The sequence below is a fragment of the Neobacillus niacini genome, assembly GCF_030817695.1.
Lineage (GTDB): Bacteria > Bacillota > Bacilli > Bacillales > Cytobacillaceae > Neobacillus > Neobacillus niacini_F.
Genome location: NZ_JAUSZQ010000002.1, coordinates 1,895,926 through 1,910,664, shown reverse-complemented (window position 1 = coordinate 1,910,664; position 14,739 = coordinate 1,895,926). Strand labels below are relative to the sequence as shown.

At 37.8% G+C, this 14,739-nt stretch carries 18 protein-coding genes; 7 read left to right on the top strand and 11 right to left on the bottom strand.

Features of this window, described 5'->3' with window-relative positions; translation table 11 throughout:
• Positions 1–100: 100 nt before the first annotated feature.
• Together QFZ28_RS09775 and QFZ28_RS09770 are read right to left on the bottom strand one after the other, a co-directional pair.
• Complete coding sequence (locus QFZ28_RS09775) at positions 101–709, bottom strand: superoxide dismutase (RefSeq protein ID WP_307194448.1); 609 nt, start codon at positions 707–709, stop codon at positions 101–103.
• Positions 710–1,145: 436 nt separating this feature from the next.
• On the bottom strand, positions 1,146–1,628 hold the full coding sequence (locus tag QFZ28_RS09770) for a DUF456 domain-containing protein (protein WP_307194447.1): 483 nt from the start codon (positions 1,626–1,628) through the stop codon (positions 1,146–1,148).
• Positions 1,629–1,764: 136 nt separating this feature from the next.
• On the opposite strand from QFZ28_RS09770, the gene QFZ28_RS09765 reads away from it, so the two are divergent.
• From QFZ28_RS09765 to ispG, 3 genes are all read left to right on the top strand, one after another.
• A complete protein-coding gene (locus QFZ28_RS09765; protein WP_307194446.1) occupies positions 1,765–2,544 on the top strand; it encodes a DUF1189 domain-containing protein in 780 nt (259 codons plus the stop codon).
• Between the two features lie 87 nt (positions 2,545–2,631).
• On the top strand, positions 2,632–2,961 hold the full coding sequence (locus QFZ28_RS09760; protein WP_307194445.1) for a hypothetical protein: 330 nt from the start codon (positions 2,632–2,634) through the stop codon (positions 2,959–2,961).
• 117 nt (positions 2,962–3,078) lie between these two features.
• Positions 3,079–4,182, top strand: coding sequence for a flavodoxin-dependent (E)-4-hydroxy-3-methylbut-2-enyl-diphosphate synthase (gene ispG, locus QFZ28_RS09755; RefSeq protein WP_306073827.1), 1,104 nt, complete (start codon positions 3,079–3,081; stop codon positions 4,180–4,182).
• A 62-nt stretch (positions 4,183–4,244) separates the two neighbouring features.
• Here ispG and QFZ28_RS09750 read toward each other — a convergent pair whose 3' ends face one another.
• Positions 4,245–4,631: a DUF4190 domain-containing protein gene (locus QFZ28_RS09750; protein ID WP_307194444.1), complete on the bottom strand. Its 387-nt coding sequence runs from the start codon at positions 4,629–4,631 to the stop codon at positions 4,245–4,247.
• Between the two features lie 109 nt (positions 4,632–4,740).
• On the opposite strand from QFZ28_RS09750, the gene QFZ28_RS09745 reads away from it, so the two are divergent.
• Positions 4,741–5,304 (top strand): hypothetical protein, encoded by a 564-nt coding sequence (locus tag QFZ28_RS09745; RefSeq protein WP_307194443.1) that lies wholly within the window; start codon positions 4,741–4,743, stop codon positions 5,302–5,304.
• 168 nt (positions 5,305–5,472) lie between these two features.
• On the opposite strand, the gene QFZ28_RS09740 is transcribed toward QFZ28_RS09745, so the two are convergent.
• From QFZ28_RS09740 to QFZ28_RS09730, 3 genes are read right to left on the bottom strand one after another with little or no spacing between them, the layout of a single operon-like run.
• The gene (locus QFZ28_RS09740) at positions 5,473–5,883 is read right to left on the bottom strand and encodes a Fur family transcriptional regulator (RefSeq protein WP_307194442.1); all 411 of its coding nucleotides are present in this window, start codon (positions 5,881–5,883) and stop codon (positions 5,473–5,475) included.
• Complete coding sequence (locus QFZ28_RS09735) at positions 5,880–6,743, bottom strand: metal ABC transporter permease (protein ID WP_307194441.1); 864 nt, start codon at positions 6,741–6,743, stop codon at positions 5,880–5,882. The genes QFZ28_RS09740 and QFZ28_RS09735 overlap by 4 nt, the downstream gene beginning before the upstream one ends.
• Positions 6,744–7,520 carry a metal ABC transporter ATP-binding protein gene (locus QFZ28_RS09730; protein WP_307194440.1) on the bottom strand — a complete coding sequence of 259 codons (777 nt, stop codon included), beginning with the start codon at positions 7,518–7,520 and terminating at the stop codon, positions 6,744–6,746.
• A 171-nt stretch (positions 7,521–7,691) separates the two neighbouring features.
• On the opposite strand from QFZ28_RS09730, the gene QFZ28_RS09725 reads away from it, so the two are divergent.
• Complete coding sequence (locus QFZ28_RS09725; RefSeq protein ID WP_307194439.1) at positions 7,692–7,946, top strand: DUF2624 domain-containing protein; 255 nt, start codon at positions 7,692–7,694, stop codon at positions 7,944–7,946.
• Between the two features lie 41 nt (positions 7,947–7,987).
• On the opposite strand, the gene QFZ28_RS09720 is transcribed toward QFZ28_RS09725, so the two are convergent.
• Entirely contained in the window at positions 7,988–8,881 is an 894-nt protein-coding gene (locus tag QFZ28_RS09720) for a deoxyribonuclease IV (RefSeq protein ID WP_307194438.1), read from the bottom strand.
• A gap of 22 nt (positions 8,882–8,903) precedes the next feature.
• Entirely contained in the window at positions 8,904–10,214 is a 1,311-nt protein-coding gene (locus QFZ28_RS09715) for a DEAD/DEAH box helicase (RefSeq protein ID WP_307194437.1), read from the bottom strand.
• A gap of 250 nt (positions 10,215–10,464) precedes the next feature.
• Here QFZ28_RS09715 and vrrA point away from each other — a divergent pair, with 250 nt between their 5' ends.
• A complete protein-coding gene (gene vrrA / locus QFZ28_RS09710) occupies positions 10,465–11,130 on the top strand; it encodes a VrrA/YqfQ family protein (RefSeq protein WP_307194436.1) in 666 nt (221 codons plus the stop codon).
• Between the two features lie 153 nt (positions 11,131–11,283).
• Positions 11,284–12,222 carry a 4-hydroxy-3-methylbut-2-enyl diphosphate reductase gene (locus QFZ28_RS09705; protein WP_307194435.1) on the top strand — a complete coding sequence of 313 codons (939 nt, stop codon included), beginning with the start codon at positions 11,284–11,286 and terminating at the stop codon, positions 12,220–12,222.
• 22 nt (positions 12,223–12,244) lie between these two features.
• Here QFZ28_RS09705 and QFZ28_RS09700 read toward each other — a convergent pair whose 3' ends face one another.
• From QFZ28_RS09700 to cccA, 3 genes are all read right to left on the bottom strand, one after another.
• Positions 12,245–13,360: a Nif3-like dinuclear metal center hexameric protein gene (locus tag QFZ28_RS09700; protein ID WP_307194434.1), complete on the bottom strand. Its 1,116-nt coding sequence runs from the start codon at positions 13,358–13,360 to the stop codon at positions 12,245–12,247.
• Positions 13,338–14,069, bottom strand: coding sequence for a tRNA (adenine(22)-N(1))-methyltransferase (locus QFZ28_RS09695; RefSeq protein WP_307194433.1), 732 nt, complete (start codon positions 14,067–14,069; stop codon positions 13,338–13,340). The genes QFZ28_RS09700 and QFZ28_RS09695 overlap by 23 nt, the downstream gene beginning before the upstream one ends.
• A gap of 269 nt (positions 14,070–14,338) precedes the next feature.
• Complete coding sequence (gene cccA / locus QFZ28_RS09690; protein ID WP_307194432.1) at positions 14,339–14,698, bottom strand: cytochrome c550; 360 nt, start codon at positions 14,696–14,698, stop codon at positions 14,339–14,341.
• Between the last annotated feature and the right edge of the window lie 41 nt (positions 14,699–14,739).

Genomic DNA, 14,739 nt, shown 5'->3' with positions numbered 1-14,739 from the left:
CTCCCCTTTGTGATAAGGGTTATTCTTTAACAAGAAGGAGGCCTTTATACGAAAAATTAAAAAGACAGCTGAAAAATCAGCTGCCATTTTTACATCATTATTATTTTGCTGCAGTGTAACGTTTAGAAACTTCATCCCAGTTTACAACGTTCCAGAAAGAAGCGATGTAGTCAGGACGACGGTTTTGATAGTTAAGGTAATAAGCATGCTCCCAAACATCAAGACCAAGGATAGGTGTTTTACCTTCCATTAAAGGTGAGTCTTGGTTAGGTGTGCTTGAAACTTCTAATTCACCATTATTTACAGACAACCATGCCCAGCCTGAACCAAAACGAGTAGTTGCTGCTTTAGCAAACTCTTCTTTAAAGCTTTCAAAGCTGCCAAACTTATTGTTAATTGCGTCAGCTAGCTCACCAGATGGTGCACCGCCGCCATTTGGAGCAAGAATTTGCCAGAATAATGAGTGGTTAGCGTGACCGCCGCCATTATTACGTACAGCAGTACGAGCTGCTTCAGGAACTGCGTCTAAGTTTGCAATAACTTCTTCAACAGATTTAGCTAATAATTCATCATTGCCTTGAAGAGCGTTATTTAAGTTTGTTACATATGTGTTGTGATGTTTTGTGTGGTGAATATTCATTGTTTCTTTGTCAATGTGAGGCTCAAGCGCATCATAAGCGTAAGGTAATTGTGGTAATTCAAATGCCATTGGTATTTCCTCCTATGTATTAAAAAGTTTTTTAGCCTTAAAGATATATCTAAATTCAAACGATTTTAGAATATTCCTAAAGCTCTGTAGCTTAAGAGTAACAAAGAAAGTGTTTTCTTTCAAATAAAAAGCTCTGCTCCTAACAAATATACAATATCCCTCCTAAGATCATTTTATACATGACTTTTTTTCAAGTTTTCAATAAATTGTCATGTTTCAACTGGTGATAGGTTGTTAATACATGATTAAATCAAGTTGTAGGGTGTAAAGGAGATGGACATATGCTAAGGAGCAGTTTCACTATATATAGTTTATTAGAACAATTCTTTCAAAAACCAGATCAAATACTAAAGGTAAAAGCAGGAAGTGTTCTTTCGAAATTTGCGGTGTAAATTAAATGATCCTCCTTACGACCTGTGAGGAGGATTATTTCAATTTAAAAAACAACTAACAGGAAGTACACAATCATCAGAGTTTGAATAACAGCTTTTGTTATGACAGAGCTAATAAAGCCAATAACAGATCCAAAACCGATTTTTAAACTGTTTTTGAAATCTCGCTTATTAACTAGAAGCTCTGCTGCTACTGCGCCAATAAAAGGACCAATGAGAATTCCCAGAAACGGAATAATAAAAGGTCCAACTAAAAGTCCTATTGTACTGCCCCAAACGCCAGCCTTCGATCCGCCATATTTTTGTACCCCAATCATATTGGCGATATAATCTGCGACAAACAAAAGAATAATAAAAAAGCTTTGAATCAGCCAAAAGAACAAGCTAAAGTGTTCAAATGAAAAAAAGACACCATATAATATATATCCAGCTAATAAAAACAAAACACTTGGGATGATGGGATAAACCAGACCAACAAACCCAATGATAAAAAGAATTGAAATGATTGACCAATAAACGATCTCCATGATTTCTCCATCCTTTTGAAAATTTATTCCTTACTAATACGTTCGTTCCCTCAAATAGTTTCATAATTCATCATTCTTGTTAATATCAGCTCCTAAAGCTACAATAGAATCGTGAATCTTTATTAGGGTGGTAATTATGAATATTTTCAAGCAATTTTATAAAAGTATTTATTCTCCAAAAGATATTGCTACTTTCCGTTTTCAGGGAATTGGAAAAACGATTTTATATGTATTTTTTCTCACCTTCCTATCCATTTTGCCTTCGATTTATTACTTAAGTACAATGCTTAATGAGGGAATTGAGAGTACTAAATCCGTTATCAGTGATGAAATCCCTGGCTTTACCATTGAAAATGGAAGCCTCTCTGCAGAAACGGATGTGCCTATAACCATCGATAAAGGTGATTTCTCCATTATTGTCGATCCTACCGGTGTCATTACGACCGAAGATGTGGAAGACGAAGACAATGCCATCGCTTTGCTGAAGAATGAAATTTCTGTCGCAGCCGGCGGAAGAATTGATACCTATTCCTACTCAATGATGGAAGGCTTAAATCTTACAAAAGCGGATTTTATAGAGATAGTTGATACAGTTGATGGGATGAAAGGAATCATTATTCCTGTTATATCCATTTTTATGTTTCTTGTATCTAGTGCTGTAAGCTTTATCGAAGTATCCATTCTTGCTTGGATTGGTTTATTATTAAAAAATCTTGCTGGCAGAAGTATTAGTTATCGCCACTTATGGAGAATGGCTGCCTATAGTGTAACGCTGCCAACAGTTTTCTTTACTATTATGAGCGCCCTTAATACCCTAGTACCAAATAGCTTTTACATTAATTGGTTTGTTGAAATAATCATCTTATTTTTAGCTATAAAAGAAATACCAAAAGAAAAAACAACTATTGAGAGCTAAACGCACCCCTTAGGTGCGTTTTTTAGTTCTATAAACAAGTGGACAAGCATAGGAATGTACAAACATTCCATTTTGGAGGCATGTCTCATGAAAAGATTTTTTCTTTTTCTCTTTGGACTTCTTACAATTTATGTTATATATATTGATTTGACTGCAGGTACTCTTCCACAGGATGAAACCCAAAAACCAGAACAAACAGTTGCGACAATGATCAACGTTGAAAGTTCGGTGGATTCTTTTGAAGCTGAAGTTGAACCCGGCGAAACGCTTATATCGATTGTAGAAAATCATATAAAAAAGCCGTTACCTGTATCCATTGACGAACTAATTGAAGATTTTCAAAGCTTAAATCCAGGGTTATCTCCTGAAAAGATACAAATTGGATCCACTTATGAGTTTCCTGACTACTCTAAATAGGGGAACAAAAGGCGTCAGTCTTGTCAAGATTAGCAAAGGGCTGATAAAATAATAGGTGCATGTTTAAACTAACTATTATTCGAATCCAATTTGAAGGAGCGAATTTCCTTGAGTGAAATTACACATCGTACTAAAACCCGTCCCGTTAAGGTTGGTAACTTAACTATTGGCGGGAGTAACGAATTATTTATACAAAGCATGACCACTACTAAAACACATGATGTGGAAGCAACTGTTGCTGAAATCAAACGTCTTGAAGAAGCAGGCTGCCAGATTGTTCGTGTTGCTTGTCCGGATGAAAGAGCTGCAAATGCGATTCCCGAAATCAAAAAGAGAATTAATATTCCTTTAGTAGTTGATATTCATTTTGATTATAAATTGGCACTTAAAGCCATCGAAGGCGGCGCTGATAAAATTCGGATTAATCCAGGAAACATTGGAAAAAGAGAAAAAGTGGAAGCTGTTGTGAACGCAGCCAAGAAGCGCGGAATTCCAATCCGCATTGGGGTAAATGCCGGCTCGCTTGAAAAAAGAATTCTCGAGAAATACGGTTATCCTACTGCTGATGGAATGGTCGAAAGTGCTCTCCATCATATCAAAATCCTTGAAGACCTGGATTTTCATGACATTATTGTTTCCATGAAAGCTTCAGATGTTAACCTAGCAATTGAAGCATATGAAAAAGCTTCAAAGGCGTTCGATTATCCCCTGCACTTAGGTATTACGGAGTCAGGTACTTTATTTGCCGGTACTGTAAAAAGTGCCGCTGGACTAGGAGCAATTATTAGTAAAGGTATTGGTAATACACTCCGTATTTCCTTAAGTGCCGACCCAGTTGAAGAAGTTAAAGTTGCCAGAGAGCTTTTAAAAGTATTTGGTCTATCATCAAATGCTGCAACGTTAATTTCGTGTCCAACCTGCGGCAGAATTGAAATTGATCTAATCAGTATTGCCAATGAAGTGGAAGATTATATTTCGAAAATAAAAGCGCCAATTAAAGTAGCAGTTTTAGGATGCGCCGTTAACGGACCTGGTGAAGCCAGAGAAGCTGACATTGGTATTGCAGGCGCACGTGGTGAGGGATTGCTATTCCGTAAGGGTGAAATCGTTCGTAAAGTTCCCGAAGACCAGTTAGTCGATGAATTGAAAAAAGAAATCGATCAAATTGCCGAGGAATATTTTCAGAAAAAGGCATTAGAGGAAGCAGAAGTAACCAAATAAAAACTAAGAAACCCGGCATAGCCGGGTTTCTTTTTTGCCCCTATATATGCAAACTGCTGCTGTTAAAAGAACGGCAGGATAAAGATACCGACGATAATTGAAATGGCACCTATCCCGATTGCCCACGCACCAAGACTATCGGCTCCTCGACGTCTAGCAACGAATCCTAACACAATACCTGCTGCACCAAAAAGAATCGGCATTACAAACAGTGATAAAATAGATAACGCTAAGGCAGCCCATCCCATTCCTGTACCAGCATTTGTACCCGTGCCAGCCCCGGAACCATCTTTTGATTTTTCCTGGAAGTTTGGTCGGGTTATCGGAACAGGTGCTGCAATTTCAGCAGCTGTTTCTTCTCTATACTCTGAAGAGTTATTTGTACCATTTTGGTTAGATTTTGGACTTGGGAGATACCCAGCCACTTTCGTGTCTTTTTTATCTTCCATCCGAATCCCTCACTTTCAGTAATAGGAGCATTTATTATTGTTTGTAACTTTCATCATTTTAGTATGGTAAAATAAAGTTAAAAAACTTGGCAGTTGAAGGTGACTACATATGAGGAAAAGATTTGGCATTGATATTGATGGTACCGTAACGTGTCCATCAGCACTTGTACCGTTTATTAATAAAGGATTTGGATTAAACATCACATTACAGGATGTTAAAGAATATGACTTAACTAAGGTAGTAAAAGTACCTGAGGAAACATTTTCAAAGTGGTTTATTGAAAACGAGCCAGTCATTTATGAGCAATCTCCGCTTGCAGAAGGGGCAGAAATAATTCTTAACAAATGGAAAAAGGAACATGAATTATTTTTTATTAGCGCAAGGGGTTCCCACTTATTAGAAAATACAAAGAAATGGTTTAGTAAAAAAGGTTTGTCTTACAATCATATAGAATTAATTGGTTCGCATGATAAGGTGGCAACGGCAAAAAGGCACCAAGTTGATATTTTTCTCGAGGATAAGCACGACAATGCTGTCATGATTCATGAGGAATGTGACATACCGGTGCTTTTATTTAATACTCCCTATAACCAGGACCCTATTCCAAAAGGTGTAGTACGTGTTAATAATTGGTTTGAAGCGAATAATTGGGTTAAAAATTGGATTGGATAAATAGCAAAAAACAGCATGGCTTAAATACCATGCTGTTTTTATTTGTCTAGCTGCAGCGCCTAGGGGCTCGGGGTCATAAGCCAATCCGTCAAGAAGGTTAAAGAGCAACCTTCTTGACGGATTGGCTTATGCCTGTCGCCCCTGGACAAGGCGCTTCCGCTTTTCTATTTAATGACACTCAGGACAGCGTCCATATATTTCGAATTTGTGTCCCGAAATATCGTACCCTTTTAAATCCTCGCTTAAGCTAGTCATTGGGCAAGTTTCAATTTCTTTTGTTTTACCACAATCCATACAGATAAAATGGTGATGATGCTGGTGGCGTGAACAGGAAAAGCGAAAATGCTTCTCACCGGATAGCTCTGTCATTTCAAGGATTCCCATTTTAACAAAAAGAGAAAGATTGCGATAGATCGTATCAAAGCTTAGCCCTGGATAGTCTTCCTTCAATTCATCTAGAACATCCTTAGCTGTTAAGTATTTATCGCTATCTGCAAACAATTGAAGCATGTCTTCTCTCTTCCCTGTTTGTTTAAATCCATTTTCCTTTAAGAATTGAATGGCTTCATTAACATTCATCCTGCTGCACCCCCTTGTGAAATCTGATTTTTAATCATTAATTTTTTATAAACAATGGTAAATACTAAAATAGCCACTGCAATTATAACGATCGTTCCACCAGGAGCAAGGTCTAAATAATAAGAGCTAAACAGTCCCCCTAGAACAGCTATTTCTCCAAAAACAATCGACAAAAAGATGGTTTGTTTAAATCCTTTAGCAATACGGATACTGGCTGCAACTGGTAACGTCATCAATGAAGAAACAAGCATGATTCCTACAATTCGCATAGAAGCAGCAATTACAAGTGCCACCATGATAATAAAAATGAAGTGAATGCTTTTTGCCGCTATCCCTGAGGCTTTAGCGTGCTCCTCATCAAAAGATAACAAAAATAGTTCTTTATATAATAAAATGACCGTGATCACAACAGCGATACTAATTACAAAAATAACCCATAAATCTGTGCGGCTTACCGCAGAAACACTTCCAAATAAATAACTATACAAATCCGTATTAAAACCATCAGCGAGTGAAATAAAGATGACACCAAGGCCTATACCGCCAGATAAAATAATCGGGATAGCGAGCTCTTGGTAATGTTTATAAACGCCTCGCAGCTTTTCAATGAACAATGAGCCCCCTACTGAAAAGACCATTCCTAAGTAAAGGGGATTTAGACCACTTAATGCAATAAAGTACTTTTCAAGTAATAGACTAGCTGCAATTCCCGCCAATGTGACATGACTTAGGGCATCGGCAATTAATGAAAGACGTCGGACAACGATGAAGACACCTAAAAGGGGTGCAAGAAATCCTATCAAAATTCCCGTTAAGAAAGCATTTTGTAAAAATTCATATTGAAAAATTCCTTGAATCATTTAAAAAACGCCTCCATGGTCATGGTGATGGGAAAGAAGATGGACATCCGTCCCATAAAATTCTGACATCCCCTCACTTCGATGTTGTTCGAATTCACTCGTTTCCCCATGAAAATGTAAATGCTTGTTTAGACAAGCTACATGGGTCACCTTATCTGAAATCGTTCCGATGTCATGTGTAACTAAGAGGAGTGTTATCCCCCTCTTCTTATTTAAGTCGGCAAGCATATGATAAAATGAGTTTACATTTTCAACGTCTACCCCAACTGTTGGCTCATCAAGTATTAGTAGCTTGGGTTCACTCACAAGAGCACGGGCAATGAAGACTCTTTGCTGCTGACCCCCTGATAACTCACCAATATTTCGATTACTAAATTTCATCATTCCTACAGCGTCCAACGCTTCATTTACTTTTTCTATATGTTCTTTCTTAAAAAAGCGGAACAGCCCAAGCTTCTTTGTTAATCCACTAGAAACAACTTCAAAAACTGTAGCCGGAAAACCAGTATTAAATGAGTTTGCCTTTTGCGATACATAACCGATTTGCTGCCAATTTTTGAATTTACTCATTTCCTGTCCAAATAAGCGAATTACTCCTTTTTGTGGCTTTAATAGTCCCAGAATCAACTTTAATAGCGTTGACTTCCCAGAACCATTAGGACCAACAATCGCAAGAAATGAGCCAATTGGTATAGATAAGTTAATGTTTTCGAGGACTGTGTCCTTTTCATAGCGATAGAAAAGATTTTTTATTTCAATAATAGATTGTGATTTCATACACTCACACCTTATTTTTAAGAATCATTCCGATTTAACTTAAAGTAGTATACAATAGGAACTTATCAATGTAAAGCCTTTAACTTTACAGTGTTTTAATAAATGGTCGTGTTTCCCATTTTGTAACACTCTATTTTCCCCCTTCATACATTACATGAAGGGGTGATGAGTGTGAAAATTTTTGAGAATATCATAAATCATAAAATTAATACCATTACTGGTGATGAACTATTCAAGTATGCTCAACAATTTAATATCCAAGTAAATCGGCAGCAAGCATATAAAGTTGCTCAATACTTAAAAGGGAAAAATGTCAATATATTTGATGACCGTGAAAGGTCGGCATTGATTAAAGAAATTGCAAAAATTGCAGGACCTGAAGTAGCAAGAGAAGTGAATAAGCTCTTTGTTCAATTTACCAAATGACATGACATTCAAAAAGCTGTGCCCAAAGCACAGCTTTTTTGTTAGCCTTGTATAATTCTATCCAGTAGGTCTTCGTTAAACTTTTGTTGACGCAGCATTTCGATTTCGAATGCATACGGCGGCTTTTTATTATTCTTATCTTCACCGACGAATGGTGTTTCTAGGATTTTCGGTATATCTGTCAGCTGCGGATGGTGGACGATATAATTAAGTGCTTTGAAGCCAATATGACCAAAGCCAATATTTTCGTGACGGTCTTTTCTCATACCTACTGCATTTTTACTATCATTGATATGAAGAACTTTTAACCTGTCTAAACCAACAATTTTATCGAATTCATTTAGGACACCATCAAAATCTTCAACTATGTTGTATCCGGCATCGTGTGTATGACATGTATCGAAACAAACTGAAAGCCGATCACTATAGTTAACACCATCAATGATCATCGCCAATTCCTCGAATGACTTTCCACATTCAGACCCTTTCCCTGCCATTGTTTCTAATGCAATTTGCAGCTGCTCTTTTCCCGTTAACACTTCATTTAAGCCCTCGATGATTTTCTTTATACCAGCTTCTGTGCCTGCACCAACATGTGCACCAGGGTGAAGTACAATTTGTTTTGCACCAATAGCCTCTGTTCTTTCAATTTCAGTGCGTAAAAATCTTACACCTAATTCAAACGTGTCAGGATTTGTGGTATTCCCAATATTGATAATGTATGGAGCATGTACCACAATTTCAGAAATACCATTGGCCTCCATATGCCTTCTGCCTGCTTCAATATTCAAATCTTCAATTTTTTTCCTTCTAGTGTTTTGCGGAGCGCCAGTGTAAATCATAAACGTGTTGGCACCATATGATACAGCTTCCGCGCTGGCTGCCAATAACATTTCTTTACCGCTCATTGAAACATGTGAACCTATTTTCAACAAACTTTCTCTCTCCCTTCCCGCTTTACTTCTTCTTTAATTTTCGTTGACGTTTTTTAATTTTGTCCATTTCCCACTGCATTTTCTTTTTATAGCCTGGCTTAACTTTTTGTGGTTTTTTAACCATTGATTTAGCAGTCTTCTCTGCCTCATCCTCTTTCCTAACACGGGTTTTTCTTTTATTTCGATCTTCTAATTCAACAAATTCTTCTTTTTTAAGGTCGATGTACTTAAATTGAATCCCCATTTTTTCAAGGCGGTTTAATGCGTCCTCGTCAGATATATCATATATTGTAAGTGCTACCCCCGTATTACCCGCTCTCGCAGTCCGTCCTACTCGGTGAACGTAAAAGTCTAGATCTGTAGGTAACTCATAGTTAATAACATGACTGATTCCTTCAATATCAATTCCTCTTGAAGCAAGGTCAGTGGCAACAATATATTGGTACTCTAAATCTTGTATTTGCTTCATCATTTTTTTTCGTTCGCGCGGGTTTAAATCACCGTGAACTCGTGCAACCTTAAGACCTTTATCAATCAAAAAGTTGGCAACGTCTTCAGCCATTTTCTTTGTATTAGTAAATACGATTGCTAAATACGGGTTGTACTGCATAAGCGCATCGTGAACAAGCTGCTTTTTATTTCGGTGTCTTGACGGTAAAAGGTAATGAGTTAAATTTTCTGCCGTTTTTCTTTTTGCGTCAATATGAATCGTTTTTGGATTTTCCATGTACTTTTTAAGAAACGGTTTAAGTTTTTCTGGAATCGTTGCCGAGAATACAAGCATTTGCAATTTTTCAGGCATTTTCGCAGCTACTTGATCTAAATCCTCAATAAAGCCCATATCGAGCATCATATCTGCTTCATCGACAACAAGTACTTCTGAAGTATGAACAAAGAGAGCTTGTTCAACCATGAGGTCCTTTATTCTACCTGGAGTACCTACTACAATATGCGGCTGTACCTTTAATTTATCGATCGTTCTTTGCTTGTCTGTTCCTCCAATATAACACCTAGTCATGATTGCCTTATCAGGACTGCAATGCTCTGTCACCTTTAAAATTTGATGATAGATTTGCGAAGCAAGCTCTCTTGTTGGCGCCGTAATCACAGCTTGTACCTCTTTGCGCTCAGGATTGATCCGTTCTAGAATCGGCAAAACAAAAGCAAGTGTTTTCCCTGTTCCGGTTTGTGATTGACCAATTGCACTTTCATTTTTTAAAACTAACGGAATCATCCGTTCTTGAATTTCTGTTGGTTCATAAAAACCTTGTTCTTTAACTGCTTCTATAATAAAAGGCTGAAAATTAAAACGTTCAAAACGATTTTGCTTCATGTTATTGCTCCTTATATATTAATATCTACCGTTTATGGAGTAAGTTCCTTACTTTAGCAAGAGCTTCCACTTTTCTGTCCATCATATCATTATAGTAAAGATTCATTTAAATAACCAGTTATTATCATCTTTTACCTTTAAACAACTTTTAATCATGAAAATTTACTGTTTATTCTTTTGTTAATTCCTAAACCAATTTCAGGTAAATGCATACCATAATTTATAAGGCTTTTTAGAGGAGGACATACGTATGCAGCAGCCTAGAACGAGATTTCCCATACAAGGGCGTATGGGTCCATACATGATGGGTCATGGGCCATATGGTGGTCAACATCAAATGATGAATCCCTATGGCGGTAATGTGCCAATGATTGGATTCCAGCAGAACTTTATCGGCGGCAGAGCCATGATGGGACAACCGATGGGAAGAGGACAAGGAAGAAGAAATGGCGGCGGATTACTTTCAAAAATTCTTGGCGGGAAAAAGCAGGGAAATCAAATGGGTGTTCCTAGAGGTATACAGACAACAACTCAGGCTGTTCCAAACGGTTCTAGAGGAGTTGGCTCTATACTTCAAACCCTAAGCAATCCTGAAAGTCTCACAGGATTTCTAAATAATACACAACAGGTTTTAAAGACTGCCCAATCACTAGGTCCAATGATTCAACAGTACGGACCAATCGTTAAGAATCTTCCTATGATGTGGAAATTATATAAAGGGTTTAAAGACCTGCCAACAGAGGAAAAATCAGAAGAAGACAAAACAGAAACCCCGGTAATGGAAGAGCAATCTGTCCCAATAGAAGTAGAACCAAAGAGAAAACAAAAAAGGAAGAAGAATACTGAAATTGATAGTGAAACAACTGAATCTAGAAGGCCGCACAATGGTCCTTCTATTCCAAAACTATACATTTAATTATGGGATGCTGAAAAAACAGCATCCTTTTACTTTTCTATTATTCCTATTGGTACCTTTCGCAGGAAAAATGTATCTTTGTATTATTTCTATTAGTTTTATATAATAAATACATAGATTCAAAGTCACATGTTCTTAGGAGGACATTTATATATGCAAATCATTAAGATTTCACCGCGCGGATACTGTTATGGTGTCGTTGACGCCATGGTAATAGCAAGAAATGCTGCATTAGATAAATCATTACCACGCCCTATCTACATTTTAGGGATGATTGTTCATAATAAACACGTAACTGATGCTTTTGCCGAAGAAGGTATCATTACTCTTGACGGTAAAAATCGTAAGGACATTCTAGATAAAGTAGATACAGGAACTGTAATTTTTACAGCACATGGTATCTCTCCGGAAGTAAGAGAACTAGCGAAAAAGAAAGGTCTTGTCACTATTGATGCTACGTGTCCAGATGTAACAAGAACTCATGATTTGATTGAAGAGAAAACAAAGGAAGGTTATCAAGTCATTTATATTGGAAAAAAAGGACATCCTGAGCCCGAGGGTGCTGTTGGAGTAGCTCCTGGTGCTGTCCATCTTGTTGAGACACCTAGCGATGTTGAGGCATTAACACTTGAAAGTGAAAAACTGATAGTTACGAATCAAACCACAATGAGTCAATGGGATGTTACGGATACCATGAAAAAGGTTCAAGAGAAATATCCGCATGCAGAGGCCTATAATGAAATATGCAATGCAACTCAAGTGCGTCAGGAAGCAGTTGCTGGTCAAGCCACTGAAGCAGATGTGACCATCGTTGTCGGTGATCCAATGAGCAATAACTCTAATAGACTAGCACAGGTTTCTGAAGAGATTGCCGGTACAAAGGCATATCGAATCGCCGATATCTCAGAGTTAGAAATTGAGTGGATTAAGGATGCGAAGAATGTCGCCGTCACATCTGGTGCTTCTACTCCTACACCAATCACCAAGGAAGTTATTACCTTCTTAGAACAATTTGATCCAAATAACGAAGCTACTTGGGAACGTCGTAAAAATGTACCGCTAAATAAAATATTACCTAAAGTAAAAAAATAAACCGGTCGCATGACCGGTTTTTTTATACAAACGTAAACGGATCTGTGTTCACTTCTGAAGGGAAGATTTCTACTTCATAGCCCGATTCCTTGCACATTTTTGAAAGTGTTGACGTAAGTCCCTTTTTCATAATTTTTTCGACATTATGACCCGGATCTATCATGTTTAATCCCTGCATCATGGCGTCGTGCGCAGTATGATAATAAATATCTCCTGTAATATAGACATCAGCACCCTTAAACTTTGCACTCATGAAATACTTATTGCCATCTCCGCCTACTACAGCCACTTTCTTGACACGTGATGATAAATCACCAACTACCCTAACCTTATCCACCTCTAATCCTTCTTTTACCCTCTCAGCAAATTCTCCGAGTGTCATTTCCTTGACGGTTCCGATTCTGCCCAACCCTAGAACCTCACCTTTATTTTCAACAGGATAAACATCATAAGCCACTTCTTCATATGGATGGGCTTTTACCATAGCTGTAACTACCCTTTTTAACAGATGCTCAGGTACAATCGTTTCAATTCTAACTTCATCCACTGATTCTAAACGACCTTGCTGTCCAATATGCGGGTTCGTATTTTCCCCTGGTAAAAACCTCCCAGTCCCATCAGCTGAAAAGGAGCAATGGCTATAATTACCGATATACCCAGCACCTGTATCCCCAAGGACCTTTCTAATTACCTCCGCATGACTTGCCGGTGTAAAAACAACTAATTTCTTAAGCTGTGTTTCATATGTAGGTACCAAAACTTCTGGGTTCTCTAAACCAAGTGCCTCCGCCAGGAGATCATTTACCCCGCCTTTAGCCACATCAAGGTTAGTATGGGCTGCATAGACAGCTATATCATGCTTTAACAGTTTTTCTATCATTCTTCCCTGTACGGTGTCCGTTAGAACATTCTTAAGAGGACGGAAGATTGGCGGATGATGAGCAATAATTAGCTGTACATTTCTTTCAATGGCTTCATCAATCACTTCTTCAAGAACATCCAGAGCAATCAAAACCTTATCTATTTTCTTGTTCAAGCGTCCAATTTGCAAGCCTATCTTATCATCTTCCATCGCAAGACCCTTCGGAGAAAACTGTTCAAAAAGTTGAATGATTTCATGACCATTCGCTTTCTTCATGGTCCAATACCTCCTCAACCAGGTTGATTTTTTTGGCAACCTCTTGTTTTTTCTCATCTGCTTCCACAGAAGAGGCAGCACTTTCAAGCTGTTCGTATATTCGTTTCCAATTCTTTTTTTCTAACTCCCATTTCTTCTTAAAGGTCTTTTCTTTTCTTTGAAGAAGAAAAGGTCCGACTAAAAGACCTGTTTCGAATGGTACATCACGATAAGGCCTTAAAGGATCTCCTTTTTCAGCTACTAATATTTCATAAATTTTGTTATCCTCTTCAAGAATTTCCTCTGCTATCAATTCCCAATCATTGTCGACAAGCCACTGCCGAATCGCAATTGCATTGATATTTGGCTGCAACACAAGACGCTTTACAGAAACGAGTTTTTCTTTTCCATCTTCTAAAATAGATGCAATTAAACTTCCGCCCATTCCAGCAATGGTAATACAATCTGCGTCGCCAGGCTGAATGACCTCTAACCCATTACCCATTCTAACCGAAATCACTTCAGTAAGCCCTTCTGCCATTACATTTTTTTCAGCAGACTGAAAGGGACCTTTTGCAACTTCTCCTGCAATCCCAAAGGATATATGTCCGTTCTTCGCAAGGTAACTGGGCAGGTAAGCATGATCAGACCCAATATCCGCTAACCTTGAATCTCTGGGAACATATTTTGCTACCGTTTCTAACCGTACTGATAATTTATCCGTATTCAAATCATTCACCACTTTTTTATATTGACTGTTTTCATCATGTTTGTTGTTAAAATCCTAAAGCCGATTTTAACGTAGAAATATTTATTTTGCATTTTAGAATTTAGTTTGCAAGCTCTTTTCTTAATAAATTTATTCTATTTCCTGCGTAAACTGGCTCAATTATTAAATCCTGTTTCCAAAAAGCAACAAAGTTTAAGAAAAGAGCTTATGTATTACTTACAGTATAAAAAAAGTCCTTTACAGAAGCAAAGGACCTTTTCATTAAAAAATTATTTAATATTTGCTAACCAATCAGCCATTGCATCGGCTTCTTCTGCTTTAACCATACCGCCTGGCATGTTTCCTCTACCATTTGTAATCACGTCTTTGATTTCATCCTTGGATAATCTGTCTCCAACACCTTTTAGAGCAGGACCCATTCCCCCTTGGTACGCATCACCATGACACCCTACACAAGAAGCTGTGTAAATGTCTTCAGGTGCTTTTGCAACCTGTTCTGTTTCCGTTCCGCCTTCCTTTTCCTTGGCAAGCTCATCCATATCCCCGAGGCCTTTGAAAGACAATAAGAACATTAGTCCGATTCCAAATACAAAAATCAGGATGTAAGGAATAACCGGATTTCGATTCATCATATAACCTCCCTTATGTACGTACAGCTGTAAATAAATAG

What these genes read in the sequence shown, in the direction of transcription:
- QFZ28_RS09715 (WP_307194437.1), bottom strand. Translation starts at nt 10,214, where the DNA reads ATGAAGCAAAATCGTTTTGAACGTTTTAATTTTCAGCCTTTTATTATA.
- QFZ28_RS09705 (WP_307194435.1), top strand. Translation starts at nt 11,284, where the DNA reads ATGCAAATCATTAAGATTTCACCGCGCGGATACTGTTATGGTGTCGTT.
- QFZ28_RS09735 (WP_307194441.1), bottom strand. Translation starts at nt 6,743, where the DNA reads ATGATTCAAGGAATTTTTCAATATGAATTTTTACAAAATGCTTTCTTA.
- QFZ28_RS09740 (WP_307194442.1), bottom strand. Translation starts at nt 5,883, where the DNA reads ATGAATGTTAATGAAGCCATTCAATTCTTAAAGGAAAATGGATTTAAA.
- QFZ28_RS09760 (WP_307194445.1), top strand. Translation starts at nt 2,632, where the DNA reads ATGAAAAGATTTTTTCTTTTTCTCTTTGGACTTCTTACAATTTATGTT.
- QFZ28_RS09745 (WP_307194443.1), top strand. Translation starts at nt 4,741, where the DNA reads ATGAGGAAAAGATTTGGCATTGATATTGATGGTACCGTAACGTGTCCA.
- cccA (WP_307194432.1), bottom strand. Translation starts at nt 14,698, where the DNA reads ATGAATCGAAATCCGGTTATTCCTTACATCCTGATTTTTGTATTTGGA.
- QFZ28_RS09775 (WP_307194448.1), bottom strand. Translation starts at nt 709, where the DNA reads ATGGCATTTGAATTACCACAATTACCTTACGCTTATGATGCGCTTGAG.
- QFZ28_RS09730 (WP_307194440.1), bottom strand. Translation starts at nt 7,520, where the DNA reads ATGAAATCACAATCTATTATTGAAATAAAAAATCTTTTCTATCGCTAT.
- vrrA (WP_307194436.1), top strand. Translation starts at nt 10,465, where the DNA reads ATGCAGCAGCCTAGAACGAGATTTCCCATACAAGGGCGTATGGGTCCA.
- QFZ28_RS09770 (WP_307194447.1), bottom strand. Translation starts at nt 1,628, where the DNA reads ATGGAGATCGTTTATTGGTCAATCATTTCAATTCTTTTTATCATTGGG.
- QFZ28_RS09750 (WP_307194444.1), bottom strand. Translation starts at nt 4,631, where the DNA reads ATGGAAGATAAAAAAGACACGAAAGTGGCTGGGTATCTCCCAAGTCCA.
- QFZ28_RS09700 (WP_307194434.1), bottom strand. Translation starts at nt 13,360, where the DNA reads ATGAAGAAAGCGAATGGTCATGAAATCATTCAACTTTTTGAACAGTTT.
- QFZ28_RS09765 (WP_307194446.1), top strand. Translation starts at nt 1,765, where the DNA reads ATGAATATTTTCAAGCAATTTTATAAAAGTATTTATTCTCCAAAAGAT.